Source organism: Bradyrhizobium sp. AZCC 1610, from assembly GCF_036924515.1.
Classification (GTDB): Bacteria; Pseudomonadota; Alphaproteobacteria; order Rhizobiales; family Xanthobacteraceae; genus Bradyrhizobium.
On record NZ_JAZHRR010000001.1, the window covers coordinates 1,541,415 to 1,564,991 of the forward strand.

Annotated in this window: 22 protein-coding genes and 1 pseudogene; 12 read left to right on the plus strand and 11 right to left on the minus strand. The window is 63.7% G+C overall.

The features are described 5' to 3' along the window. Nucleotides 1-34: 34 nt before the first annotated feature. Together V1279_RS07520 and V1279_RS07525 are read right to left on the minus strand one after the other, a co-directional pair. Nucleotides 35-3,583, minus strand: coding sequence for a molybdopterin cofactor-binding domain-containing protein (locus tag V1279_RS07520; protein ID WP_334433959.1), 3,549 nt, complete (start codon nucleotides 3,581-3,583; stop codon nucleotides 35-37). Beyond that, nucleotides 3,583-4,065 (minus strand): (2Fe-2S)-binding protein, encoded by a 483-nt coding sequence (locus V1279_RS07525; RefSeq protein ID WP_334433961.1) that lies wholly within the window; start codon nucleotides 4,063-4,065, stop codon nucleotides 3,583-3,585. Before V1279_RS07525 ends, V1279_RS07520 begins: the two co-directional genes overlap by 1 nt. Nucleotides 4,066-4,353: 288 nt before the next feature. On the opposite strand from V1279_RS07525, the gene V1279_RS07530 reads away from it, so the two are divergent. The 8 genes from V1279_RS07530 to V1279_RS07565 all read left to right on the plus strand — a co-directional run bounded on the left by V1279_RS07530 (nucleotide 4,354) and on the right by V1279_RS07565 (nucleotide 12,599). Next, the gene (locus V1279_RS07530; protein WP_334433963.1) at nucleotides 4,354-5,802 is read left to right on the plus strand and encodes a 6-hydroxynicotinate reductase; all 1,449 of its coding nucleotides are present in this window, start codon (nucleotides 4,354-4,356) and stop codon (nucleotides 5,800-5,802) included. Beyond that, entirely contained in the window at nucleotides 5,799-6,707 is a 909-nt protein-coding gene (locus V1279_RS07535; protein WP_334433965.1) for a UPF0280 family protein, read from the plus strand. Before V1279_RS07530 ends, V1279_RS07535 begins: the two co-directional genes overlap by 4 nt. Before the next feature lie 18 nt (nucleotides 6,708-6,725). After that, the gene (locus V1279_RS07540) at nucleotides 6,726-7,310 is read left to right on the plus strand and encodes an amino acid synthesis family protein (protein ID WP_317253130.1); all 585 of its coding nucleotides are present in this window, start codon (nucleotides 6,726-6,728) and stop codon (nucleotides 7,308-7,310) included. 23 nt (nucleotides 7,311-7,333) lie between these two features. Next, the gene (locus tag V1279_RS07545) at nucleotides 7,334-8,536 is read left to right on the plus strand and encodes an ABC transporter substrate-binding protein (protein WP_334433971.1); all 1,203 of its coding nucleotides are present in this window, start codon (nucleotides 7,334-7,336) and stop codon (nucleotides 8,534-8,536) included. Between the two features lie 205 nt (nucleotides 8,537-8,741). Continuing rightward, a complete protein-coding gene (locus tag V1279_RS07550; protein WP_334433973.1) occupies nucleotides 8,742-10,628 on the plus strand; it encodes an ABC transporter permease in 1,887 nt (628 codons plus the stop codon). Continuing rightward, nucleotides 10,625-11,416, plus strand: coding sequence for an ABC transporter ATP-binding protein (locus tag V1279_RS07555; RefSeq protein ID WP_334433975.1), 792 nt, complete (start codon nucleotides 10,625-10,627; stop codon nucleotides 11,414-11,416). Before V1279_RS07550 ends, V1279_RS07555 begins: the two co-directional genes overlap by 4 nt. Continuing rightward, nucleotides 11,413-12,117, plus strand: a complete 705-nt coding sequence (locus tag V1279_RS07560) for an ABC transporter ATP-binding protein (protein WP_334433977.1) — start codon at nucleotides 11,413-11,415, stop codon at nucleotides 12,115-12,117. Before V1279_RS07555 ends, V1279_RS07560 begins: the two co-directional genes overlap by 4 nt. Before the next feature lie 26 nt (nucleotides 12,118-12,143). Next, nucleotides 12,144-12,599, plus strand: coding sequence for a MarR family winged helix-turn-helix transcriptional regulator (locus V1279_RS07565; protein WP_334433979.1), 456 nt, complete (start codon nucleotides 12,144-12,146; stop codon nucleotides 12,597-12,599). Between the two features lie 20 nt (nucleotides 12,600-12,619). On the opposite strand, the gene V1279_RS07570 is transcribed toward V1279_RS07565, so the two are convergent. Both V1279_RS07570 and V1279_RS07575 read right to left on the minus strand, forming a co-directional pair. Beyond that, nucleotides 12,620-13,285 (minus strand): hypothetical protein, encoded by a 666-nt coding sequence (locus V1279_RS07570; RefSeq protein ID WP_334433981.1) that lies wholly within the window; start codon nucleotides 13,283-13,285, stop codon nucleotides 12,620-12,622. A gap of 2 nt (nucleotides 13,286-13,287) precedes the next feature. After that, nucleotides 13,288-14,688, minus strand: a complete 1,401-nt coding sequence (locus tag V1279_RS07575; RefSeq protein ID WP_334433983.1) for a selenium-binding protein SBP56-related protein — start codon at nucleotides 14,686-14,688, stop codon at nucleotides 13,288-13,290. Between the two features lie 419 nt (nucleotides 14,689-15,107). Here V1279_RS07575 and V1279_RS07580 point away from each other — a divergent pair, with 419 nt between their 5' ends. Genes V1279_RS07580 through V1279_RS07590 form a run of 3 tightly spaced genes read left to right on the plus strand, consistent with a single transcriptional unit; the run spans nucleotide 15,108 to nucleotide 17,478 of the window. Then, a complete protein-coding gene (locus tag V1279_RS07580; protein ID WP_334433985.1) occupies nucleotides 15,108-15,770 on the plus strand; it encodes a TetR/AcrR family transcriptional regulator in 663 nt (220 codons plus the stop codon). A gap of 13 nt (nucleotides 15,771-15,783) precedes the next feature. Next, a complete protein-coding gene (locus V1279_RS07585; protein WP_334433988.1) occupies nucleotides 15,784-16,596 on the plus strand; it encodes a crotonase/enoyl-CoA hydratase family protein in 813 nt (270 codons plus the stop codon). A 24-nt stretch (nucleotides 16,597-16,620) separates the two neighbouring features. Continuing rightward, nucleotides 16,621-17,478, plus strand: a complete 858-nt coding sequence (locus tag V1279_RS07590; RefSeq protein WP_334433990.1) for a crotonase/enoyl-CoA hydratase family protein — start codon at nucleotides 16,621-16,623, stop codon at nucleotides 17,476-17,478. A gap of 41 nt (nucleotides 17,479-17,519) precedes the next feature. Here the strand turns inward: V1279_RS07590 and V1279_RS07595 are convergent, their stop codons facing one another. The 4 genes and pseudogenes from V1279_RS07595 to V1279_RS07610 form a co-directional block, all read right to left on the minus strand. Continuing rightward, nucleotides 17,520-17,945 carry a DUF4399 domain-containing protein gene (locus V1279_RS07595; RefSeq protein WP_334433992.1) on the minus strand — a complete coding sequence of 142 codons (426 nt, stop codon included), beginning with the start codon at nucleotides 17,943-17,945 and terminating at the stop codon, nucleotides 17,520-17,522. 19 nt (nucleotides 17,946-17,964) lie between these two features. Beyond that, nucleotides 17,965-19,551 carry an SUMF1/EgtB/PvdO family nonheme iron enzyme gene (locus V1279_RS07600; protein ID WP_334433994.1) on the minus strand — a complete coding sequence of 529 codons (1,587 nt, stop codon included), beginning with the start codon at nucleotides 19,549-19,551 and terminating at the stop codon, nucleotides 17,965-17,967. Between the two features lie 149 nt (nucleotides 19,552-19,700). Beyond that, nucleotides 19,701-19,865 carry a hypothetical protein gene (locus V1279_RS07605; RefSeq protein WP_334433996.1) on the minus strand — a complete coding sequence of 55 codons (165 nt, stop codon included), beginning with the start codon at nucleotides 19,863-19,865 and terminating at the stop codon, nucleotides 19,701-19,703. Further along, a pseudogene (locus V1279_RS07610) lies at nucleotides 19,865-21,065 on the minus strand (amidohydrolase family protein). The gene V1279_RS07605 and the pseudogene V1279_RS07610 overlap by 1 nt, the downstream one beginning before the upstream one ends. 145 nt (nucleotides 21,066-21,210) lie before the next feature. Between V1279_RS07610 and V1279_RS07615 the strand changes: the two are divergent. Continuing rightward, a complete protein-coding gene (locus V1279_RS07615; RefSeq protein WP_334433998.1) occupies nucleotides 21,211-21,984 on the plus strand; it encodes a ferredoxin--NADP reductase in 774 nt (257 codons plus the stop codon). 19 nt (nucleotides 21,985-22,003) lie between these two features. On the opposite strand, the gene soxA is transcribed toward V1279_RS07615, so the two are convergent. The 3 genes from soxA to V1279_RS07630 are packed head-to-tail and all read right to left on the minus strand — an operon-like array spanning nucleotide 22,004 to nucleotide 23,576. Next, nucleotides 22,004-22,777: a sulfur oxidation c-type cytochrome SoxA gene (soxA, locus tag V1279_RS07620; protein WP_334434000.1), complete on the minus strand. Its 774-nt coding sequence runs from the start codon at nucleotides 22,775-22,777 to the stop codon at nucleotides 22,004-22,006. Then, the gene (soxZ, locus tag V1279_RS07625) at nucleotides 22,774-23,094 is read right to left on the minus strand and encodes a thiosulfate oxidation carrier complex protein SoxZ (protein ID WP_334434002.1); all 321 of its coding nucleotides are present in this window, start codon (nucleotides 23,092-23,094) and stop codon (nucleotides 22,774-22,776) included. The genes soxA and soxZ overlap by 4 nt, the downstream gene beginning before the upstream one ends. Then, on the minus strand, nucleotides 23,094-23,576 hold the full coding sequence (locus V1279_RS07630) for a SoxY-related AACIE arm protein (RefSeq protein ID WP_334434004.1): 483 nt from the start codon (nucleotides 23,574-23,576) through the stop codon (nucleotides 23,094-23,096). The genes soxZ and V1279_RS07630 overlap by 1 nt, the downstream gene beginning before the upstream one ends. Nucleotide 23,577: the final 1 nt, after the last annotated feature.

Here is a 23,577-nt window from a genome sequence, read left to right on the forward strand (position 1 = left end):
GTGGGTTTTGGCGGCGGCATGGCAGCTCAGCGCGCTATTCCTGCCGGATTCGGCCGACCGCCGCCTGGATATCGGTCCAGGCAGGCTTGTCCGGGGCGAATTGCCGGCGGAGATAGGCGGCCAGCTCCACGACCTGGCCGTCGGTCAGGCTGTCCTTGAAGGCCGGCATATAGCCGAGATCGGTTGCGGCCGGCTTCGCGATGCCGTGCAGGATGAGCTGGATCAGATTGTCAGGCACGGCGCTGTGCAGATTGCTGTTCAGCGCCAGCGACGGCCGGCTGCCGAACAGCGGCGCGCCGCCGACCTCGTGACACACCGCGCAGGCGCCCTGGTAGATCCGGGCGCCGATGCTGGACGCTGCCGACGCGCGCGTGCCGGTCGAGGATTCCAGTCTCGCGGCGAGCGCTTGCTGCGCCGCGCTATCCATGGAGGTCTCGTTGAACGAAGCGAGATAGACCGCCATGGCGCGAATGTCGGAATCCGGAAGTGCTGTGAGCTCCTTCACCACGGGCGCCATCGGCCCGGCGGCGACGCCGTGAAGGCGGGATTCGCCGGTCCGCAAATACGCATACAGTTCGTTCTCACTCCAGGGGATGGGTGCCTGCGACAACGATGTCAGCGCTGGCGCTTCCCAGCCTTCCGCAAATCCGCCGGCGAGATAGGTGTTCGCCTGTTCCGCGCCAAGCGTGTTGCGCGGCGAATGGCAGGCGCTGCAATGGCCGAGGCCTTCCACCAGATAGGCGCCGCGATTCCACACCTCGGACTTGGTCGGGTCCGCCTGGAATACGGCCGGCTTGTGGAACAGCGCATTCCATCCCGCCATCAACGGGCGCAGATTGAACGGAAACGCGAGAGTGTTGGTCGGCGTCGCCGCGTGCACCGGCGACTGCGCCATCAGATAGGCATAGAGCGCGTGCATGTCGGCGTCGGTCGTCTTGGCGAAGTGTGGATAGGGAAACACCGGGTAGAGATGCCGGCCGTCGCGATGAATGCCCTCGCGCATCGCGCGCTCGAAGGCGGGATAGGACCATGCGCCGATTCCGGTTTCGACATCGGGCGTGATGTTGGTCGCGTAGATCATGCCGAACGGCGTTTGCAGCGGACGGCCGCCGGCGTTGAGGATACCGTTCGCCGAGGTATGGCAGACCGCGCAGTCTCCGAGCGCGGCGAGCTGCTGGCCGCGGGCGATGGTCGCAGCCGAATAGATCGATGCATCCGGCCGCGCGATCGGCGCGATGGCACGCCACGGCAGCACCGCGGCACCGATGCCGATCGCGGCGGCGCAGAGTGCCGCGGCGGTTGCAAATGCACCGCGCCGTCCGGCGAATGGATTTCGCCACCGGTCGAGATCGGGCTGCGGTGCCGGCGTCGGCAATGCCTCCGGTGCCGCTTGTGCCTCGCCTTGCAGTCCCCGCAAGATGCGCTCCGGCGTGAACGGCAGTTCGCGAAAGCGCACTCCGGTCGCATCATAGATCGCGTTGGCGATGGCGGCGGCACTGGGGACAGAGGCGGACTCGCCGACACCGAGCGGCGGCTGATCCTGCCGCGGCAGCATCAAGACATCGATCTCGGGCACCTCGGGGAATTTGATGATGGGGTAGGCGCCCCATTCCCGCGCCGTCACGGATGTGCGGTCGAACGAAACTTCCTCCATCAGCGCGCGGCTGGTCGACTGGATGACGTTGCCGTGGATCTGGTGGCGGACGCCGTCCGGGTTGATCATCAGGCCGGAATCCTGCCCGGCAACGACGCGCGTCACGCTGACGTCGCCGGTCGCCTTGTTAACGGCGACATCGGCGATCCAGGCCGACCACGCCGCGCCATAGCCCGGAAACTTGCTGTGGACATAGAGCGCATAGGCAAAGCCGCGGCCGCGCACGATGTCGCCCTCGCCTTCCGGCTCCTGCCGCACCGGTCGCGGCTTCCAGCCGGCGCGCTCGGCCACCGCGTTGACGAGATCGACCGCGCGGGAGTCTTTTAAATGGCGCAGGCGATACTCGATCGGGTCGACGCCGGCTTCATCAGCGCATTCGTCGATCCAGGATTCATGCGCAAAGGTGTTCGGCAGCGCCGAGACGCCGCGCAGCCAGGAGGCGCGCACGATCGGCGGCATGTCGTTCGCCACCACGCGCAGATTCTCGTAATCGTAAGGTGGGATCGCGGTGCGGTCGCCCATCTCGAAGATGGCGGGTGTGTGCGGGATCGTGCCGGTCAGCAGCAGCGCCAGCGTCGGGGCGCCGTTCGAAGGATAGCGTGTGGCAAAATCATAACCGGCGACGCTGCCGTCGGCATTCAATCCGCCGTTGACGTCCATCAACTGCGCGGTGCCCTTGGGTTCCCACGCATGTTCCTGCTCGCGCGTCAGCTGCACGCGAACGGGCCGGCCGACGGCCCGCGACAGCAACACCGCGTCGGCGGAAACGTCATCGGCGCAATTGCGGCCGTAGCAGCCGGCGGCCTCCATCCGGATCACCTCGATCTCGGCTTCGCGGCGATGGATCAGCCGTGCCAGCTCGGTGCGCAGATGGTGCGGATTCTGCGTGCCGGACCAGACCCTGGTCTGATCCTCCTGATAGTCGGCGACCGCGCAGGATGGGCCGATCGAGGCGTGCATCTGATAAGGCCAGACATAGGTTCGCGGCATCGGCTTCGCGGCACCGGCAATCGCCGCATCGACGTCACCCTTGTCGATCAGCGTTCGCGGCGTCGACGGATTGGCGCGCAGCGCGGTCTCGATGTCCTTCAGGTCGGGCAGCGTCGGCACCGGCTTCCAGCTCACCTTGAGCTGTGCCGCGGCCTTAATTGCGTTCTCCTCGCGCTCGGCGACGACGCCGACGAAATCGCCGATCCTGACGACAGCGACAAGTCCGGGGATGTTGCGCACCGAGGCTTCATCCACCGCGATCAGGCTGTTGCCGATAAAGTCGCCGACATCGACGCCTGCATAGGGCGGGCGGACGACGCGGCCGTGGAGCATGCCGGGCAGACGCATGTCGTGAACGTAGACCAGCTCGCCCGTTGCCTTCGCTGGCAGATCGATGCGCGGAACGGATTGACCGACGATGCTGTAGGCGCTGGCGGGCTTGACCGGAACGTCGTCCGCCAGTTCAAGGCGGATAGTCTCGCCCGCGATCAGTTCGCCATAGCTGATGCTGCGATTGTCCTGGCCGCGGATCAGGCCGTCTTCAATGATGAGATCCTCGATCGGGAGTTCCAGTCGCGCCGCGGCACGCGCGACCAGAAACTGCCGCGCCTGCGCCGCAGCCTTGCGCAGCGGCACGGCGGTGATCTGGATCGTTTCGCTCGCAATCGTCGCGCCCTGATTGGGCACGAGAGAAGTATCGCCCAGCACGACGACGACGCGGGCAAAGGATACGTCGAGTTCCTCCGCGACGATCTGACCGAGCGCGGTGCGAATGCCGGTGCCGAGATCGACATGGCCGTTATAGGCGGTGACCGATCCGTCGGCGGTGATCCTGATAAAGGTCTCGAACTTGACGGCCTCGACGGGTGAGGCGGGACGGACAACGGACAGCGTGCCTTGCAGCCGGTTGCGATCCTCGGTCGTGTCGGCAGCCGTCATCACGTCCGGGCCTCAACGGCATGGCCTGCGGCGCGCATTGCAGCGCGCATGATCTCGATATGCGCGCCGCAGCGGCAGAGATGATGGCGCAGCGCTTCCAGCACCTCGTCCTCCGACGGGTGAGGGGAGCGCAGCAACAACGCCTTGGTCGCGATGATCATGCCGTTGAGGCAATAGCCGCATTGTGCGGCTTGCTCGCTAATGAAGGCTTGCTGCACCGGATCGGGATGTTCGCGCGTGCCGAGACCTTCGAGCGTCACGATGTCGCGCCTGGTGCAGCCCTCGATCGGGATCACGCAGGACCGCGCGGCGACGCCGTCGATCAGCACCGCGCAGGCGCCGCATTCGCCGAGACCGCAGCCGTATTTCGGTCCGTTCAAGGCGAGGTCGTTGCGCAGCACATAGAGCAATGCCGTGTCGGGCGCGGCGTCGACATTGTGAGTCTTGCCGTTGACGGTCAGGCGCATCATGCTCTGCGTCATGCTCCCCGGGGTCCTCGTTGCGCTGCAAAATCCTGCGCTCGACGCTTTGCGAAAGATACCGTTTGTGTACAAACGTGCAAGCGGCGCGATCCCGCGCTGCAGCGCGTTGCCCGCTTTATGAACAGCAGGCGAGGCAAATGAGTTTTTATACGGCAAGTCAGGTTTTTCGCCGCCGAGGCCGCTTGACAGGGTTTCGGTCCGCGCGCAACATCGTTCGTGTACGAACAAAATGATCAAGCCTGCGAAGATGCGGCTATGATCGGCGCCTTCTCGACTGCAGGCTTGTTCATGACTGATGCGACGTCCGCCGACGGTGGCGACAAGATCCGCTGCGATGCCTGTCCGGTGATGTGCTACATCAAGCCGGGCGCGGCGGGCGCGTGCGATCGCTATGCCAATCACAACGGCGAACTGGTGCGCGTCGATCCGCATATCGTGCTGGAGCAGACGGTATCGCATGGCGGACGGCTGGTGCCGTTTCAGGCCGGCGGCGACTGGGACGGCAAGCTCGTCCACGAACCAAGCGTGTTCGTTACCGCGATCGGCGCGGGAACAACTTATCCCGACTACAAGCCCGCGCCCTTCATCGTGTCCTCGGAAGTCGATGGCGTCGACATGGTCACGGTCGTGACCGAAGGCATTTTCAGCTATTGCGGCGTCAAGGTGAAGATCGACACCGACCGCTACCTCGGCCCTGAGACGGCAACCGTCCGCGCGGAAGGCGAGGCGATCGGCCATGTGACGACGAGCGAATACGGCTCGCAGATGCTGTCGCTTGGCGGCGTGCATCACCTGACCGGGGGCTCCAAGAAGGAAGGCCGCGTCACCTGCGACGCGCTGATGGACCTCTCCAACTGCAAGCGGGTGGAACTGACGATCGATGGTGGCGCCACGGTGGTGGTGCAGGCCGGCTATCCACCGATCGTCAACGGCGTTGCGGAAGAGCGCATGCGGGTGGGCTGCGGCTCCGCGACGATCGGCATGTTCGCCAAGCAATGGCACGGCAAGGTCGATGAAGTTGTGGTCGTGGACGACCACATTACCGGCGTGCTCTCGGAACATCAGGCCGGCAAGCTGCTTGATATTCCCGATACCGGGATCAAGATGAAAGGACGGCGCTCGACGCCCGGCCGTTACTTCCAGGTCGCCGAGCCCGGCACCGGGTGGGGCGGCACCAATATTTCCGATCCGCTGTCGGTGCTGGGACCGTTCAATCCGAAGGAGGCGCGGCCTGGGCTCACCATGCTGATGGTCTCGACCACCGGCGAGCATGCGGCCTATTACGAGCTTGATGAAGCGCTGCGGCCGATCGAAAAGCAGATGCCGCCCGATCTCCAGTTCTCGGTCGAGCGTATTCAGGAGAACTGCGAACCGGCGCTGTGCACGGTGCTGTTCATGGGCGGCGCCGGCGGTTCGCTGCGCGCCGGCGTGACCGACAATCCGGTGCGGCTGACGCGCTCGGTCAAGGATGCGCTGACGCGGGTCACCAGCGGCGGCGCGCCCGTCTATGTCTGGCCAGGCGGCGGTATCACCTTCATGGTCGACGTCACGCAGATGCCGGCCGGCGCGTTCGGCTATGTGCCGACACCGGCGCTGGTGGCGCCGATCGAGTTCACGCTGCGGCTTTCCGATTATGCCGCGCTCGGCGGCCACATGGATCACGTGCGTCCGCTGGCGTCGTTGCGGGAAAACAGCGAATTTCGCCCGATGCCCTACATGACGGGACGGCGCGCATGAAACGGTTTCCGCAGATCGCGCTTCTTCCGGACGGCAAGCGGCTGCATTTGCAGGACGGTCCGATCGACCTGATCATTGGGGCGAATGGCAAGGATGCAAATGTGCGTGCCGCCTATGAGGCGGCGGCGCGCCGCTTCACCGGCCTGCTCGATGAACTCTGTGCGGAACTGGTGGAGTTGCGCCGGACCGCCGATCCGGCCCGGTGCAATTTGAAAGGCGTCGTCGCACGCCGCATGCACGCGGCAGTCGCTCCGTTTGCGGCTGAACATTTCATTACGCCGATGGCGGCGGTGGCGGGTAGCGTCGCGGAAGAGATCCTTGGCGCGATGCTCCGTGCGGCGAGGCTCGATCGCGCCTATGTCAATAATGGCGGCGATATCGCGCTGCATCTGACCGGAAGGGAGCAGTTCACCGTCGGGCTGATCGATCGGCCGGACTATCATGGCGTGATGCAAACCATCAGCATCGAAGCCTGCGATCCGGCACGGGGTATCGCGACCAGCGGGCGGCACGGCCGCAGCTTTTCGCTTGGGATCGCCGACGCCGTTACCGTGCTGGCGAAAACGGCATCGCAGGCCGATGCCGCCGCGACCGTCATCGCCAATGCCGTCGATCTGCCCGGTCATCCCGCCATTATCCGCTGCCCGGCGAATGAGTTGCAGCCCGACAGCGACCTCGGCACGCGTCTTGTCACCCGTGACGTCGGCGCGCTCCAGGAGAGCGAGATCGACGACGCGCTGAGGGCAGGGGTGAGCCGGGCACAGCAATTGCTTGCGGCGGGATTGATCGAAGGTGCGGCCTTGCGTCTACTAGGCGAGACGGCCGTGGTGGGTGCAACAGGGATCAAGGCAGGCGCGTTGGCGGCGTCTCATGAAGGCGCACCAAAAAGAGTAGCGCATGTTTGATCGGGAGCGAGGCTGACAATGAGCGCGATCATTCGCAAGATCGTCACGGTGGTCGAGGAAACTCATCTCGAGATGGGGCAAAAAGTTGCGCCGCCGACGCGGCGCGCAGCGGCGATCGCCGTGATTGAGAATCCCTTTGCAGGCCGGTACGTCGAGGACCTTTCGCCTTTGATCGAAATCGGCGAGGAACTCGGCGATCTGCTTTCGAAGAAGGCAGTCGCGGCACTCGGGATCGACGGCGCCAAGGCGCACAGCTACGGCAAGGCGGCGGCGGTCGGTGAAAACGGCGAACTGGAACACGCGGCAGCGATCCTGCATCCGAAGATGGGCGCGCCGGTCCGCAAGGTCCTGGGCAAGGGCGCGGCGCTGATTCCGTCGTCTAAGAAGCGCAGCGGCCCGGGGACGACGCTGGATATCCCGCTCGGCCACAAGGACGCGGCATTCGTACGCAGCCATTTCGACGGGATGGAAGTGCAGATCAACGATGCGCCGCGCGCCAATGAGATCATGGTCGCGGTGGCGGTCACCGACAGCGGCAGGCCATTGCCGCGCGTCGGGGGATTGACGGTTTCGGAAGTCAAAGGCGAAGACGGTTTGCGATAGTTGCTTCAACATTGGAGGTAGGGATGCGACGGAGACATTTGCTGGGAGCTGGATTGGCGATCGCTGTTGCGGGCATGACGAATACCGCCATGGCGCAAAGCGAGATCAAGATCGGCGAGATCAACAGCTATTCGCTGTTGCCCGCCTTCACAGAGCCCTATCGCAAGGGCTGGCAGCTTGCGGTGGAGGAAGTCAACGCCGCGGGCGGCATCAACGGCAAGAAACTCGTCGTCATCTCCAAGGACGACGGCGGCAAACCGGCGGACGCGCAGACCGCGGCCAACGAACTGGTGTCGAGCGAGAACGTGGCGATGCTGACCGGTACGTTCCTGTCCAACATCGGTCTGGCCGTCAGCGATTTCGCCAACCAGAAGAAAGTCTTCTTCCTGGCGGCAGAGCCACTGACCGACGCCATCACCTGGTCGAAGGGCAATCGCTACACCTTCCGCCTGCGTCCCTCCAACTACATGCAGGCGGCGATGCTGGTGGAGGAAGCCGCGAAGCTTCCGGCCAAGCGCTGGGCGACGATTGCGCCGAACTATGAATACGGCCAGTCGGCGGTCGCGGTGTTCAAGAAGCTGATGTCGGCTAAGCGTCCCGACATTCAGTGGGTCGACGAACAATGGCCGCCGCAGGGCAAGATCGACGCGGGTCCGGTGGTGCAGGCGGTTGCCGCGGCCAATCCCGAAGCGATCCTCAACGTCACCTTCGGAGCCGATCTCGTCAAGCTCGTGCGCGAAGGCAACACCCGCGGCCTGTTCAAGAACCGCGCGGTGGTCTCCTTCCTCACCGGCGAGCCGGAATATCTCGATCCGCTGAAGGACGAGACGCCGGAGGGCTGGATCGTCACGGGTTACCCCTGGTACGACATCAAGACGCCGGACCATGACAAGTTCCTCAAAGCCTATCAGGCCAAGTACAACGACTATCCGCGCCTCGGCTCGATCGTCGGCTACCAGACCATCAAGGCCGCTGCGGCGATTCTTGCCAAAGCCAACTCGACGGATCCGGAGAAGCTGATCGCAGCGACCGAAGGCCTGTCGATGCCGTCGCCGTTCGGCGAGATCACGTTCCGCAAGATCGATCATCAGTCGACGCTCGGAGCCTATGTCGGCAAGACCGCGCTGAAGGACGGCAAGGGCGTGATGGTGAACTCGGTCTATCGCAAGGGCGCGGACTATCTCCCGAGCGATGCGGAAGTCGAAAAGCTTCGTCCGAAGGACTGATGCTTTCGCTTCTCCCTCCCCCCGTTCTTATGGGGAGAGGGTGGGGGTGAGGGGCTCTCTCGACGAGTCGTGCTCGCGGAGAGAGCCCCTCACCCGAAATTCAAGCTGAAGCTCGAATTTCGGCCTCTCCCCGCAAAGGCGGGGAGAGGCAAAGCAAGCCCAGCGCCGACCCAACGCGGCGCGACAATTCCAACCCGGACCGCTCATGGCCTTTTACTTCGTTCAGTTCCTGACCGGTCTCGCCAGCGCGGCGTCGCTGTTTCTGGTCGCGTCGGGGCTGTCGATCATTTTCGGCGTGACGCGGATCGTGAATTTTGCCCATGGCGCGTTCTACATGCTCGGCGCCTATGTCGCGTTCACGCTGACCGAACGTTTCTCCGGCGCGCTCGGCTTCTGGGGCGGCATCGTCGTTGCGGCGTTGATCGTCGCCGTCGTCGGCGTGCTGGTCGAGATGGTGCTGCTGCGGCGGATCTACCATGCACCGGAATTGTTCCAGTTGCTCGCAACTTTCGGCCTGACCTTGATGGTCCAGGATATCGTGGTGCTGATCTGGGGTCCGGATGATCTGCTCGGCCGCCGCGCGCCCGGCTTCAGAGGCGCGGTCGATTTCTTCGGCCAGAACATCCCGAGCTACGATTTGTTCCTGATCGCGCTCAGTCCGGTCGTGCTCGGCGGGCTCTGGCTGCTGTTCCAGCGCACGCGCTGGGGCGTGCTGGTGCGCGCGGCGACGCAGGACCGCGACATGGTGGCGGCGCTGGGCGTCAATCAGAAATGGCTGTTCACCAGCGTGTTCGCACTCGGGGTCTTTCTCGCAGCCCTCGGCGGCGCGCTGCAGATCCCGCGCGATGCCGTGCATCATGCGCTCGACCTTCGTATCATCGTCGAAGTGTTCGTGGTCGTGGTGATCGGCGGGCTCGGCAGCATCATCGGTGCTTTCGTTGCCGCCGTGCTGGTTTCCGAACTCAACGCCTTCGGCATTCTCATCTTCCCGAAGATCTCCATCATCCTGGTGTTCCTGGTGATGGCGGTCGTGCTGATCGTGCGGCCATGGGGCCTGTTCGGCAAACCGGAAGCGGCCGCGCGCCGCACGCCGGGCCTGACCGTCACGCCGTGGCGGCGGCTGACATCAGGCGAACGGCTGATGTCGCTCGGCGCACTGGTCCTTGCGGCCATGCTGCCGCTGTTCGCCGGCAACTATGCGCTCACGGTTGGGTCGGAGATCGCAATCTACGTGATCTTCGCCGCCAGCCTGCATTTCCTGATGTCGGTCGGCGGGCTAGCCTCGTTCGGCCACGCCGCCTATTTCGGTCTTGGCGCTTATGGCGTCGCGTTCCTCGCCAAAGCGGCGGGATTTCCGATGATCGTCTCGCTGCTGCTGGGGCCAATACTGGGCCTGCTTGGTGCTGCGGTATTCGGCTTCTTCGCCGTGCAACTCTCCGGCGTCTATTTCGCGATGCTGACGTTGGCCTTTGCGCAGATCGTCTGGTCGATCGCCTTCCAGTGGGTCGAGGTGACCGGCGGCGACAACGGCATTCTCGGCGTCTGGCCGGAGAAGTGGGCCGCGGGCCCATCTGCGTTCTACTGGCTGTCGCTCGGCATCGCCGCGCTCGTGGTCACCGTGCTGCGCGTGATCGTGTTCTCGCCATTTGGCTTCGCGTTGCGCGCGACGCGGGACTCGCCGCTGCGCAGCGAAGCGATCGGCATCGACGGCAAACGCGTGCAATGGACGGCCTTCGTCATATCAGGCACGGTCGCAGGGATTGGCGGCGCGCTGTTCGCCTATCTGAAAGGAAGCGTCTTCCCCGACAGCCTCGGCATCTCGCTGTCGGTGGATGCGCTGGTCATGGTGCTGCTCGGCGGCGTCGAGACGGTTTCCGGTGCTGTTATCGGCGCCATCGTCTTCAAGGCGGCCAGCATCTGGCTGGTCAGCCAGACCGATCTTTCCAAGCTGGTGCTGGGCGGCTTCATCGTGCTGATGGTGGTGGCTTTCCCCAAGGGCATCGTCGGCACGCTGGAGACGATCAGGAATCGCTGGCGATCCCCTGAGAAAAAATCCGCGCTTGCCACCTCCCGGATCGAGACCGCCGAATGAGCATGGTCCCCACATTGCTGTCGGTTGAGGCCTTAAGCAAATCCTATGGCGGCGTCCATGCCGTGCGCAGCGTGTCGTTCGAACTGCGCGCGGGCGAAATCCTGGCGCTGATCGGGCCCAACGGCGCCGGGAAAAGCACCTGTTTCGACATGCTCAACGGCCAGAACATTCCGGACAGTGGCCGGATCACTCTGCTCGGCGAGGATACGGTCGGCCGGAAGCCGCGCGCGATCTGGCGGCTCGGCGTCGGCCGCACGTTCCAGATCACCGCGACGTTCCCGACCATGACCGTGCGCGAGAACGTGCAGGTCGCGCTGGTGTCGTATGGCAGGCAGTTGTTCAATCTCTGGGGCTCAACCGCAAGTTACGCGCGCGACGAAGCCGGCCGGCTGCTCGATCTCGTCGGCATGGGCGCCTATGCCGGGCGTCCGTGCGGCGAACTCGCCTATGGCGACCTCAAGCGGCTGGAGCTTGCGATCGCGCTCGCCAACCAGCCCAAGCTATTACTGATGGACGAGCCGACTGCCGGCATGGCGCCGCGCGAGCGGATCGAACTGATGCGGTTGACCGCGCGCATCGCCCGCGAGCAATCGATCGGCGTGCTCTTCACCGAGCACGACATGGATGTGGTGTTCGAACATGCCGACCGCATCCTGGTGCTCAACCGCGGCAGCCTGATCGCCGAAGGCTCGCCGGAGGAAGTTCGCGGCAATCCGCAGGTGCGCGCCATCTATCTCGGCGAGGGTCTGGTCTACGACGCACGTCACCGCGAGGGAGCCGGCGCATGAAGCTGCAGGTCGCCGATCTCAACAGCTTTTACGGCCCGGCGCATATCCTGTTCGATATCGCGCTCGAAGTCGGCGAAGGCGAGGTGGTGGCGCTGCTCGGGCGTAACGGCGCCGGCAAGTCCACCACCTTCCGCTCCATCGTCGGTCTCGTCGAGAACCGCTCGGGACGGATTGTCTTCGAGGGCAGGGACGTCTCGCGTGAGCCAACGCATGCGATCGTGCGTGGTGGGCTCGGCTACGTGCCGGAAGAGCGGCGCATCTTCACGGATCTGACGGTCGACGAAAATCTCGAAGTAGGGCGCCAGCCGAAGCGGTCGAACGCGCCGCAGTGGACGCGCGAGAAACTGTTCACGCTGTTTCCCAATCTCGGCGAAATGCGCAACCGTCCAGGCGGGCGGATGAGCGGCGGCGAGCAGCAAATGCTGACGATCGCGCGGACCCTGATGGGCAATCCGTCGCTGGTGCTGCTCGACGAGCCGTCGGAAGGGCTATCGCCGAAGATTGTCGAACAGATGGTCGAAGCCATCCTCGCGATGAAGCGAGAAGGCGTCAGCATCGTGGTCTCGGAGCAGAACCTGCATTTCGCGCGGCTGATCTCCGACCGCGCCTACATCATCGAGCGTGGCAAGATCTGCTTCGGCGGCACGATGGCGGAACTCGACGCGCGGCCGGACATCCGGGACGCGCATCTGTCGCTGTAGCCGGTGGCAAGGGAAGGGGCGGGAAAATGGGAAGGAGCGTTTCGCCGAAACGAGCGGTCAAGCCCGCACGGCCGTCCTACATCCTCGATGAGCAGATCGGTTTCATCCTGCGTCAGGTCTGGCAGCGCCACGCCACGATCTTCGCCCGCGAGATCGGTATCAATTTGACGCCGACGCAGTGGGCGGCGCTTGCAAAACTGACCGAGACCGGGCCGTGCTCGCAGAACCTGCTGGGACGGCTGACGGCGATGGACGTCGCGACCATCAAGGGCGTGATCGACCGCCTCACCGCGCGCGGGCTGACCGAGACCAGCCCGGACCCCGAGGACGGCCGCCGACTGCTCGTGAGCCTCACGCGCGCCGGCCAGCAACTGGCCGAGAAAGCCGCGCCGAACGCGCTCGCGATCAGCCGCGAGACGCTGGCGCCGCTGGATGCCAAGGAGCGCGAAACACTGATCGCGCTACTCGACAAGTTGCGTTGAACGGCCGGCCGGCTTTCGCGTCAGCTCAGGTTGAGCACCAGCGCGATCGCGCCCACCAGAATGAGGCTGACGGCCCAGGTCGTATCCAGGTTGAACCAGCTTTGCGATATGAATTTGAGGCCGAGATAGCGGTAGGCGAGCCACGCGCAGCATCCGCCGGCGGCAACCATCGCGGCGGCGTGGACAGTGGCGACCAGCACGGCCATGCCGAGATTGGCGTTGATGAGCGTGCCGGCGGCCTGGTGACCCTGGTCAAGTTCGGCTTCCCGGCAGAGCCCGAGATAGATCGGCACCAGCATCAGCGCGGCGCCATGCGCGAGCGCCACGGCGAACGACCAAAGCCCTAGTTGCGCCGGCGATATCCGGGCCAGCACTCTCGGGTGTCGCCGGTTGGCAAGCCGGTAAAGACCGAAGGCGATGACAAGGAGGCTTGCGCCGATCTGTATCGTGCGTTGCCATTCGACCACGGCAACCAATAGCGCGAAGGGAAGGATCACGAGGAGCATCGCGAGCAGATGGCCGGCCGTAAGCGGCCCAAGCGCGGCCGCTAGGGCGCGGGGGCTCTTCTCCATCAATCCAGCCGAAACGGCGAGCGGCCACCCCATGCCCGGGTTGACACCGTGATAGAGGCCGCTCGCGATGACAGCCAGCCAAAGCCAGGCAGGTGTCCAGTCGGCTCCGCTCAAATTCAGACCGACGGATAGCAGAACGAATCCGTCGAACAGTCGCCGCCGTCGAGCCGGACTTGGTGCGCGCGGTATCCGTCGGGGAAATTGACCCAGTAGTCTCGTGCCAGCTCGAGGCCACCGTCCGGCTTCGTATTGGCCATCACCATGGCGCCGGGGACACCATCGGGATAGAACTGGTCGTCCCAGGTCGAATACAGCGAATTGGTCCAGTACACCCGCTTGCCGTCGCGGCTGATCTCGACCATCTGCGGACCGCCGCCAAAGGCCTTGCCGTTCGGGTGCGGCGTGCGCCGTGTGATGCCGCCGATGCGTACCGAGCCGGCAAGCTTCGGCCTTCGCGGCTCGCTGACATTGTATTGACGCAGCTCGCCGGTGCCCCAGCAGGCAACGTAGAGGAATTTGTCGTCCATCGACAGGTCGATGTCCGTCACCAGCGGCGGCACTGCGCCAAAGCCCTGCAGCAGCGGCGGCAATTGCTCCTTCGGCGCCGCCTCCGGTGGGATCGTCGCCGTCTTCTCGACGTGAAACTTGCCGCCCTCGCGCCACCAGGTCCAGATCGAGCCTTCGAGGTTTGTGGTGTCGACCACGGTGCCCAGAAAGCCGTACTCGCGAACCGGATCATGCGCGGGACGCACTTCCAGCCCCATCTGATGATTGGCCCCGAGATCGATCGTCTGCACGTTTCGCCGGGCCCGCAGATCCCAGAAGTGAATATGGTGACCGTACTTGTTCGAGAGCAGATCCTCCGGCACGATTCCGTTCTCGAACTGCGGCGGCAACCCCCACTCGCTCGTCACCATGTAATCGCGTGGCAGGTTCCACCAGAAATCATAGTGCATTGTCTGGGGGCCGCGATCGATCTCCCACCGTCCGAGCACCTCGAAGGTCTCGCAGTCCATGATAAAGACGCCGGGCGGTCCGTCGGTACCGTTCTTGCCGCCGCCGCCGAGCGTAGAGACGTAAATGCCTTCCGGCCCGCAATGAACGGTGTGCGGCCGCGAGTATCCGGTCTTCCTGAAGATTTCTTCGGGTTCGATGATCTTGTGTATGGCGGCCTTGGTGGGGTCCGGCTTGGTATCGACGATGTAGATGCGGGATGACCGCATGCCGGGGATGATGAGATAGCGGCGTTCGAGGAAGGCGTGTCCGGTCAGCGGCGATAGCGCGGACGAGCAGGCATTCCAGCCAAAATGGTGAAACTCATCGCCCTTGTTCGGCATCGTCACGGTGTGAACGACCTGACTGTAGGTCTGGGAGTCCGGCTTGACGTCGATGACAGCCAGTGCGTCCGGCTTTGAAGAGTCCGGGCTGAGCAGCACGGTGTAGGCGAAGCTCTCCGGCGGAGCTTCCATGGCAAGCTTTGGCGAAGCGTGAAACGTGGGGTCGGGCCGAATGTTCATCGTACTGCCTCCCTGTTTGCCTCGATGTACAGCAACACGGCTCAGCGGCATGCAGCAGCAAGAAATCACCCGGGCGCGTTGAGTTCCTCTTTGAGAGTGCCGCCAGCCGGGGTTTGCCCATCGACCATACACCGCAATGCGGCAGGCGAAAATAACGATGGTGCTACCGGTCCGCCGCGCGACGCAAAGGGTGCGGAATCCTGCTGATCGCCAGTATGGCTGGCGGCGGCGAACGTGTCGGCGCAGCTTCGATCATCGCCGTTCCGCTTGCGACCATTTGCAGGACGACGCCCGCGTCGTCCGCGCTCCTTCCCGTGCAATCGATCGAGCGTTGCTTGATCTGCGGCGTCAGGTGGGCGCACCTCTAAAACCATTGTTACTGTTGACTTCATCTAAAACTATTTGATAACACTGTTATTATGAACAAGCCCGCAACCGCTGCCAAGGACTGGTCGGACGTCGTGAAGGGGGCGAAGCGCGAGCTTCTCCTGCGCGCCGCCCGCGATGAATTCGCCGAACAGGGGCTGGAAGGCGCCACCATGCGCGGCATCGCGGTTCGCGCCGGCTGCACGACGGGCGCGATCTATCCGCTGTTCGACAGCAAGGAGGCGATCTATGCCGAACTGCTGAAACAGTCGCTGGCGGCGCTCGATGCCTACGTTGCAGAGGCCGTGGCTGCTGCGCGGACTCCGGAAGCGCAGGTCGAGGCGGCCTGCGGCGCCTTCCTGAACTACTACCTCGATCACCGCTTCGAGATAAATCTGGGCCTCTATGCGTTCCGCGGCCTCAAGCGGCTGGGCGTCGGCAAACCATCGGATGAGGAACTCAACCAGGCGCTATGGAAGGTGCTGGAACGCATCGCCTTGCCGCTGACCGAGGTGCGCGGCCTCAAGCCTTCAGAGGTTCGGCCGTGGGTGGCGCTGCTGACCAGCCAGATGATCGGGGCTCTCGTGTTGCAGATCGCGGGCCGGCTGGATTTTCTGCAAACCAGCGCGCAGACGCTGCTTCGCATGATGCTGGCGCAATGCCTTGCCTCGACGGTGTCGAAGAACGTGAAGGCCGCACGCAAATCAAAACAGTAAGGGAGTAAGCGAGATGGTCCGGATCGAAAAGCATGGCGCCGTTTGGACCGTCGTCCACAGCCGGTTTGCGGAAGCACGCAACGCGATGGATCCCGATAGCGCGGAAGCGCTGGCAGCGGCCTTCAGGGAATTCGACGCCGACGATTCCGCCAGCGTCGCGGTGTTGTGGGGCGAGGGCGGCGCGTTCTGCGCCGGCTGGGATCTCAAATTCGCCAGCACGCTCGGGGATCGCGATGCCTTCCAACGTCACGTCGTCGACGGCCTGGCGTTCCCGACCGGCGCCAACGCCGCGCCGCGCGGTCCGCTCGGGCCGACGCGGCTGGAATTGTCGAAGCCGGTGATCGCCGCGGTGGAGGGGCCGGCCGTTGCCGGTGGCATGGAGCTCGCCTTGTGGTGCGATATTCGCGTGATGGCCGAGAGCGCCTATTTCGGCGTCTATTGCCGGCGCTGGGGAATCCCGCTGTTGGACGGCGGCAGCGTTCGTCTGGCGCGATTGGTCGGGCAGGGACGCGCGATGGAAATCATTTTGACGGGGCGCAAGGTGCCAGCGAACGAAGCGCTGCGCATCGGCATGTGCGAGCAGGTGGTCGAGAGCGGGGGCGCGCGGGCCGCGGCGGAAGCGATGGCGCGGGAGATCGCGCGGTTTCCGCAAGCGGCCGTGCGGGCCGATCGCCGCTCCGTGGTGGAAACCTACGGGCTGCCGGTCCGCGATGCGTTGCGGCAGGAATGGACCAACGGCGTTGAAGCCATCTTCAAGGAAGGCGTCAGCGGCGCTGCCCGCTTTGCCAGCGGCAAGGGCCGCCACGGCGATTTTGCCAAGATCTGATCCTGCTTTCCGAGGGAGCAACACATGGCCAAAGTTCTCTACGAGCGCGACGGTCGCATTGCCCGCATCACCCTGAACCGGCCGGAAGTCATGAATGCGATCGACGACGAACTGCCGGGCGCGCTCGCCGACGCGGTAGCGCGTGCCGACAATGATCCGGGCGCGCATGTGATCGTGCTTGCCGGCGCCGGCCGCGCCTTCTGCGCCGGATACGACCTGACGGCTTACGCCTCCGGCGACAAAGCCAATCGCTATACGCAGGAAATGCCGTGGGATCCGATGAAGGATTATGCCGGCATGTCCGACAATACCAACAAGTTCATGAGCCTGTTTCGTTCGAAGCGGCCTGTGATCTGCAAGGTTCATGGATTTGCGGTTGCCGGCGGGTCCGACATCGCGCTTTGTTCGGACATGATCGTGATGGCGGAAGATGCGCGCATCGGCTATCCACCGGTTCGGGTCTGGGGCTGTCCGACCACGGCGATGTGGGTCTATCGGCTCGGCGCCGAAAAGGCCAAACGCATGCTGTTCACCGGCGACAAGATCACCGGGGTTGAGGCGGCGGCGCTGGGCCTCGTGCTGAAAGCCGTTCCGGCCGACAGGCTCGACGACGAGGTCGACGCGCTCGCGCACCGGATTGCGACGGTGCCGCAGAACCAGCTCATGATGCAGAAGCTGATGGTCAACCAGGCGCTCTACAATATGGGTCTGATGGGCACGCAGATGATCGCCACCGTGTTCGACGGCATTACCCGGCATTCCCCCGAGGGGCTGAACTTCAAGCGGCGGTCGGAGGAGATGGGGTGGAAACACGCCGTCGACGAACGCGACCAGGGTACCTTCGACTGGACGACCAATCAGCCGATCACGCAAAACAGGTAATTCGAAGCGCAAGGATTCAAGTCGACGGAGAGAGTTCCGCTCTATTTGACCGTGATGGTAATTTTCTGCGAGACCACTGGAGGGTTGAACGGATAGTGGCCGGCGTCTCCCAGCACGAGCTGAAGCGTGTGCTTGCCGGGTGGAAGTTCGATCCGGGCTTCGGTTTGACCCGCCCCAAAATGAAGATGTGATTTGTCCTGCGGGATCTCTTCGTTCGGATTGAGCGGCTCATTCACATCGATCAGAAGATGATGATGGCCGCTGTTCGGGTAGTTGTCGCCCGCGTGGGTTACGCCCATGTTGCGCAGACCAAACCGGCACCAAAACCCACCTTTGATGACGGCGCCGTTCTGCGGCCACACGAAATAGAGAAGGGCATCCTTCGGGGCGGGCTTTCCTTGAGCATACGCGGCGAACGGCAGGCAAGTGAGCGCTGCTGACAGAGCGATCCACTGCATAAACTTCATGACTGTCTCTCAACGCTCCCTAGGGGGAAAGTGCGACGCGGAACCCGTGGGTGGGATATCGCACGTTGGTGTCATAGCTGCCGCGGCTTGACGTCCGGGCATAGTCTGAGTCTTTCCTCCAGGAGCCGGAACGGATGACATGCGAGGAACATGCATTCTCGACCCACGCTGACCCGTCCGCCGGCGCGCCTTGATAATTTCTGTGCCAGCAGTCTTCCACCCATTGGTCAACGCCGCCGCCCATATCGAATAGCCCAAAGGGATTTGGCTTCAGGCTGCCGACCTTCACCGGCTGATCGATGGCTGGAATGTCACTGCAGTTCTTGCAATTGACCATGCCGGGCTGAAATTGATCGCCCCACCAGTACCGGGTCTGCATGCCGCCGCGCGCCGCATATTCCCATTCAGCTTCGCTCGGCAGCCGATACGGCTTGCGGGTAGTTTCCGCGAGCCACGCAGCATATTGCTTGGCGTCGCTCCAGCTTACGTTTGTAACAGGCGCATCGTCCTTTCCGCTCGCGGTAAATCCGCAGGCCTTTGCGGCAGCGCATGCATTCCATTCGCGCACGGAGACAGGAAATTTCGCCATCGCAAACGGCTTGACCGTTACCTGACGGACTGGTTTTTCCGAAACGTCTTCGTTGCTGCCCATGGCAAAGCTGCCACCCCGAAGCGAGACCATCTCGGGCTCTCGAATCGACGCGGCGCCCTGCGTGGTTGGTTGACCAGCAGGTGCGGCGGGTGACGCGGACGGCGGTAGCGGCGCAGCCTGTTTGGAAGCTGGAGACGGCTCGGGCTGAGGCGCCGCCTGTTGTTGAGTTGGGGCCACCGTAGGCTGGGCGGGCGCTGGTGGCTTTGCGGAGGGCGCCTTCTGCACTTCTGCCGGAGGCGAAACGGGAGCCGAAACCAGATTTAGCAGCTTGCCGGTTGGCAAGAGCGTCCAGAGAGCGCCGCCCGCAATGAGCAGCAGCGCAAGGATCAGCAAGGAGACCAGAATGCCTTCGCGCCGCTTCCGGCTGTGCAGAAGCGCAGCCGGATCGGAAAGCACACGATAGACCCGCACCGGGTCGGTGATGTTCTTGACGTGGCGATCACCGAGCGATTCGTATCCGCAAACCAGCTTGTGCTTTATCTGTTCGTAGATGCCGCCGGAGATATAGACCTCGCCGGGCTGGGCTATGCCTTCAAGCCGCGTGGCAATATTGACGCCGTCGCCGTAAACGTCGTCCGTTTCGATGATGACATCGCCGAGATTGACGCCAATTCGATACTCGATCCAATGATGCTTCGGCAGTGCCGCATTGCGCCCCACCAGATTTTGCTGAATCACGATGCTGCAGCGGACGGCTTCGACAGGGCTGTCGAAAATCGCAATGAACCCGTCGCCGGTGGTTTTAACAAGTCTGCCGTGATGTTCTATGATGCTGGGTTCGATGAGATCGCGCTCGATACGCTTGACACGGTTGTGCGTGCCCTCTTCGTCGATTTGCATCAGGCGGCTGTAACCGGAGATATCGCCTGCTACGATGGCCGCAAGGCGGCGCGGCGTCGGTTCGCGTGGCGGCGCGCCAACTCGGCCTGCCTTGATGTCACGAATCTGAGCCATTGTTCAGATTGTTCCAAAGACTGTGAAATGACAGTGTGAGGCAAACAATCTATCCAGCACCAATAGCGTAGCATATTGCAGGTATGTAGCAAGCGAGCGGCCACAATGCGTGGAACCGTCACCGATAGCGGTCGGACTGATCTCGCCAACTACCGGTATGGATCTTCGTCGATCGGGTACTGTGGCACGCTTACCGCATCGAACGAGCAGTCGGCCCGGTTCCTGAAATCGACGAGCCCAAGGATCAGCACCGTGGCAACAAAGCCGGCCACCGCGCCGGTAACGTCGCCGGCAATTGGCAGCGAGTTCTTCATCAATGCCCGATGATGATCTCCGGCACTTTCCCCGCCGGCGGCGTGTTGCGGCTGCGCTGGGTGCGGACGATGCCGTCGATGATGGTCATGCCGATGCCGGGAAGGTCGCCGAGCTGCACGCTTTCCAAAATGTTCTTGCCGGGCGAGTGCTGGGCCTTGTCCATCAGCACGAAATCGGCGGAGCGGCCGACTTCAATTAGCCCGCAGTCGAGCTCGCGCATGCGGGCGGTGTTGCCGGTTGCCAGGCAGAAGGCGAGTTCGGTGGGCAGATCGCCCAGCGAGGACAGCATCGAGACCATGCGTAAAATGCCGAGCGGCTGCACGCCGGAGCCAGCCGGCGCGTCGGTGCCGAGGATGACGCGGTTGAGGTCGCCCATTTCGCGCGCGATGCGCAGCGTGAACAGCGCCGAGCGCTCGTTGCCGTTGTGCACCAGTTCCAGCCCGCGCTTGCAGCCTTCACAGATACAGCGGATCTGGTCGTCGGGCAGGGCGGTGTGGCCGCCATTGATGTGACCGATCACGTCGGTGTCGGCTTCCAGCACCACGTCCTTGTCGATCAGGCCGGAGCCGGGGATCGAAGGACCGCCGGTGTGGATCGTGCTCTGGATGCCGTATTTGCGCGCCCAGCCGACCATCTTGCGCGCGGTAGGGCCGTCCTTGACGCCGCCGAGGCCGACTTCGCCGAGCAGCTTGACGCCGGCCGCGGCCAACTTCCTTGAAATCGTCCTCGACCATTTCGCATTCGATCACGGGTGCGCCGGCATGCACCTTCACCCCGCCCGGACGCAGCGTCCAGAATGCGCGTTGCGCGAAGATCGCCATCGCCTTCAGGCCGACGACGTCGCGGGGTCGGCCGGGCATGTGAACTTCGCCTGCGGAGATCATGGTGGTGACGCCGCCGTGGAGATAGCTGTCGATCCAGTTGGTCTGGTTCTGCCGCGGCGTCCAGTCGCCGGCGACGGGATGGACGTGGCTGTCGATCAGGCCAGGGGCGACCGTGGTGCCGTTGGCATCGACAACGGTGGTGGCGCCCTCGGTGTTGACGTCCTTGAATCGTCCGATCGCTGTGATCTTGCCGTTCTCGGCTACGATCGTATCGCCGTCCAGGATCGGCTTCTCCAGCGCCCCCGACAGCAGCAGCCCGATATTGCGGATCACCAGCTTGCTGGGACCGGTCGCCTGGGGTGCATCGTGGGCCATGGTTTTTCCTTTTGGTTCAATGCCTTCGCCGCACATTCTGCCCGGCTTGACGATCGGATCAAGCTGGATTATTCATTTGTATACGAATGATCGTATACGAATGATTGAACTGGTCAATCCGGCTTGCCGGTCAGGGAATGGTGCGATGAGCAACTTCAACCAGGAAAGCGTCTTGAGCGTCCATCACTGGACCGACACGCTGTTCAGCTTCACCACCACGCGCGATCCCTCGTTCCGTTTCCGCAACGGCGAGTTCACCATGATCGGGCTGAAGGTCGGCGAGAAGCCGCTGCTCCGCGCCTACTCGGTCGCCAGCGCCAATTATGAGGACCGGCTCGAATTCTTCTCGATTAAGGTGCCGGACGGGCCGCTGACCTCACGCCTCCAGCACTTGAAGCAGGGCGATGAGATCATCGTCAGCCGCAAGGCGACCGGAACGCTGGTCATCGACAACCTCGAAGACGGCCGCAACCTCTATCTGATCGGCACCGGCACGGGCTTGGCCCCGTTCCTGAGCGTGATCAAGGATCCCGAGACCTATGAGCGGTTCGAGAAGGTGGTGCTGCTGCACGGCTGCCGCCGCGTCGCCGAGCTCGCCTATGGCGAGATGATCACCGAAAAGCTGCCGAACGACGAACTGATCGGCGAATATGTCCGCAACCAGTTGATCTACTACCCCACCGTGACGCGCGATCCGTTCCGCAACCGCGGCCGTATCACCGACCTGATCAACTCTGGCAAACTATTCGCTGATATCGGGCTGGCCTCGCTCGACCCCGCCCACGACCGCGTCATGATCTGCGGCAGCCCCGCACTGGTGACGGACACGCGTGCGCTGTTGACGGGCAAAGGCTTCGTCGAAGGCAATCACGGCGAGGCGGCGCAGTTCGTGGTCGAGAAGGCGTTCGCGGAGCGGTAAGCGCTAACCGCTTGCGAAGTTACGGCCGCACCCCCGGCGCTTCGATCGGCATGCCCCGCGCCCGCGACATCAGATACAATTCGAGTTCGACCAGTTCCGGCGCGCCGTAATCATAGGCCTGCGCGCGGATGCCGGTGATGCAGGCGCGCAGGCGCCGCTGCAGCGATCCCAGCGACTGCCATTCCAGCCGGTAGAGCGGGTAGCCGGTCGGGTGTCCCTGCGTGACCGCGGCGCCAGCGAGCCGCTTGTCCCAGTTATCATCGTGGCAATTGGCGCAGCCGAGATTGAGCTGTCCCTGCCGTTGCATGTAGAGCTCGCGCCCTTTGGCGATGAACGGCGCGAGCTGCGGGTCGGCGCCGGTTTCGATCGGCACGCCTTGCGACTGCCTTGCGATGAAGGCCGTGAGCGCCAGCAGTTCGCGGCTCTCGAAGGGCAGCGGCGTCGCCTGCTGCTGGCTGGTGCGGCATGAATTGATGCGCTGCTCCAGATCGATCGGACGGCCGGTTGCCTTGTCGAAGGCGGGGTAGCGGGCGGCTATCCCTTTCATGCTGGTGCGCGCATCGCCGTGGCAATCGGCGCAGGCCTTGTTGGAGGCACCTAGCTTGCGCTTCCATTGCGATTCGCCGTCGAGCACCCAGAGCATGCCTGGATTGGCGGTATCCTCGTCCTGCATCGCCTTGGTGTCGGCCTTCATAAAAGTGTAGCCGGAGCGGCGGTCGGCTTGGGGGATTTCGGCGGCGCAAACCGCGCTTGCGGTCAACAGGGCGACGGCTATGGCGCCAATGGGCCTCATTCGACCGTGATCGAGGCGGACGCGGTTTCGGAAAAGCCCTTGTCACCGATCCATTCGAACTCGAACTTGCCGCTCTCGGTCGCAGTGGCGAAGAACGTGATGAAGGGGTTGGCGGCGATCGCCGGAAACAGATCGGTGCGGAAGATCTCGTTGCCGTTGAAGCGGCATGTCAAGCTCGTGATGATGTTGCGCGGAACAACTTCGCCTGCAGCCGTATGGCGATAGCCGGTTTCCATGATGTGCGACATCAGCGTCTTGATCTCGATAATGTCGCCGCGTTTGGCTTTCGCCGGAACGTTGATAAGCGCGGAAGCCATCAGATTACCTCCTCGGTGCAGGCTGCGAGTGTCACCACGACATCGACGCTGGCCGACCAGAACGATCCGTCCGAGAGCTTTGCGATCGCGACGATCTTCTGGCTGTCGGCGAGACGGATGCGGGTCGAAACCTGCGCGCGGCCGTTATGCGGGCCGAGCTGGAAATTGGCGATGTTGGGCTGCGGATTCTTTTCGTTGAAGACGTGAATGCTCCGGACGTGATCCTCCTCCGCCATCGGGTGGGCGACGCTGACCGTCATCGGCACCGTGTTGCCGTTCTCCACCAGCGGCGGGATGTCGAGCTTGACCTTGCCGGTGCGCACCGTCGCTCCGCCGGTGACATTCTGGATCGCCGACGCAAGCATGGCGGGCGTCGCCTCCGCAGGACGCACAATCACGACCGGGAGCGCGCCGATCACGGCCGCGCCGCCGGCGAGGCCGAGGAACCGGCGGCGTGATGATTTTTTTGGTGGTTGCTGCATC

Bases quoted from the DNA above. Each gene is read 5' to 3' on its own strand.
- V1279_RS07520 (WP_334433959.1), bottom strand. From the start codon at position 3,583: ATGACGGCTGCCGACACGACCGAGGATCGCAACCGGCTGCAAGGCACG.
- V1279_RS07525 (WP_334433961.1), bottom strand. From the start codon at position 4,065: ATGACGCAGAGCATGATGCGCCTGACCGTCAACGGCAAGACTCACAAT.
- V1279_RS07530 (WP_334433963.1), top strand. From the start codon at position 4,354: ATGACTGATGCGACGTCCGCCGACGGTGGCGACAAGATCCGCTGCGAT.
- V1279_RS07535 (WP_334433965.1), top strand. From the start codon at position 5,799: ATGAAACGGTTTCCGCAGATCGCGCTTCTTCCGGACGGCAAGCGGCTG.
- V1279_RS07540 (WP_317253130.1), top strand. From the start codon at position 6,726: ATGAGCGCGATCATTCGCAAGATCGTCACGGTGGTCGAGGAAACTCAT.
- V1279_RS07545 (WP_334433971.1), top strand. From the start codon at position 7,334: ATGCGACGGAGACATTTGCTGGGAGCTGGATTGGCGATCGCTGTTGCG.
- V1279_RS07550 (WP_334433973.1), top strand. From the start codon at position 8,742: ATGGCCTTTTACTTCGTTCAGTTCCTGACCGGTCTCGCCAGCGCGGCG.
- V1279_RS07555 (WP_334433975.1), top strand. From the start codon at position 10,625: ATGAGCATGGTCCCCACATTGCTGTCGGTTGAGGCCTTAAGCAAATCC.
- V1279_RS07560 (WP_334433977.1), top strand. From the start codon at position 11,413: ATGAAGCTGCAGGTCGCCGATCTCAACAGCTTTTACGGCCCGGCGCAT.
- V1279_RS07565 (WP_334433979.1), top strand. From the start codon at position 12,144: ATGGGAAGGAGCGTTTCGCCGAAACGAGCGGTCAAGCCCGCACGGCCG.
- V1279_RS07575 (WP_334433983.1), bottom strand. From the start codon at position 14,688: ATGAACATTCGGCCCGACCCCACGTTTCACGCTTCGCCAAAGCTTGCC.
- V1279_RS07580 (WP_334433985.1), top strand. From the start codon at position 15,108: ATGAACAAGCCCGCAACCGCTGCCAAGGACTGGTCGGACGTCGTGAAG.
- V1279_RS07585 (WP_334433988.1), top strand. From the start codon at position 15,784: ATGGTCCGGATCGAAAAGCATGGCGCCGTTTGGACCGTCGTCCACAGC.
- V1279_RS07590 (WP_334433990.1), top strand. From the start codon at position 16,621: ATGGCCAAAGTTCTCTACGAGCGCGACGGTCGCATTGCCCGCATCACC.
- V1279_RS07595 (WP_334433992.1), bottom strand. From the start codon at position 17,945: ATGAAGTTTATGCAGTGGATCGCTCTGTCAGCAGCGCTCACTTGCCTG.
- V1279_RS07600 (WP_334433994.1), bottom strand. From the start codon at position 19,551: ATGGCTCAGATTCGTGACATCAAGGCAGGCCGAGTTGGCGCGCCGCCA.
- V1279_RS07605 (WP_334433996.1), bottom strand. From the start codon at position 19,865: ATGAAGAACTCGCTGCCAATTGCCGGCGACGTTACCGGCGCGGTGGCC.
- V1279_RS07615 (WP_334433998.1), top strand. From the start codon at position 21,211: ATGAGCAACTTCAACCAGGAAAGCGTCTTGAGCGTCCATCACTGGACC.
- soxA (WP_334434000.1), bottom strand. From the start codon at position 22,777: ATGAGGCCCATTGGCGCCATAGCCGTCGCCCTGTTGACCGCAAGCGCG.
- soxZ (WP_334434002.1), bottom strand. From the start codon at position 23,094: ATGGCTTCCGCGCTTATCAACGTTCCGGCGAAAGCCAAACGCGGCGAC.
- V1279_RS07630 (WP_334434004.1), bottom strand. From the start codon at position 23,576: ATGCAGCAACCACCAAAAAAATCATCACGCCGCCGGTTCCTCGGCCTC.